Origin of the sequence: Pseudoalteromonas sp. CO348 (assembly GCF_004208845.1) — a bacterium.
Classification (GTDB): Bacteria; Pseudomonadota; Gammaproteobacteria; order Enterobacterales; family Alteromonadaceae; genus Pseudoalteromonas; species Pseudoalteromonas maricaloris.
The window spans coordinates 1-531 of the sequence record NZ_SGPI01000058.1; the positions used below are offsets into that span (position 1 = coordinate 1).

The following is a 531-nucleotide window of genomic DNA, read 5'->3' on the forward strand; positions in this document are numbered from 1 at the left end:
ATTTTTGCTCGAACAAACGTTTTTTCGCAATTTTCTTTAAAAAAAGGGTTGCACTAAAATCGGATCGCCCTATAATGCGACCCCACTGACACGGGGCACTACGCTGAAAAGCAAAGTATCAACGGGTTAGCGTCAAGTAAAACTTAAGTTAGAAACTTCTTCTCAAGAAATTCAAAATTAAGTGTTGACAAAAAATCGGGGATGCTTAGAATGCACATCCCTCGAAACAACGAAATGTTTCGAAATGTTCTTTAAAAATATGAAGCAATCATCTGTGTGGGCACTCGTACAGATTGAGTTCTAACAGCAGATTCTAGTTCGCTAGATGACGCAAACAAATTTAGAGTCTCAATTGTAACTGAGTGACTATATAGTCAATTCGTTTTGATTTTACTTTTTTGAAAAGTAGAAACAAACAATCAGAATTCATTGAGCATGAAGCTTAGGCTTCAAAAAACTTTTAATTGAAGAGTTTGATCATGGCTCAGATTGAACGCTGGCGGCAGGCCTAACACATGCAAGTCGAGCGGT

The 531-nt window shown here is 37.7% G+C and carries 1 rRNA gene; it reads left to right on the forward strand.

Annotated elements, in window-relative coordinates:
• Positions 1 to 461: 461 nt before the first annotated feature.
• Positions 462 to 531, forward strand: a 16S ribosomal RNA gene (locus EXT48_RS23540); the annotation flags it as partial.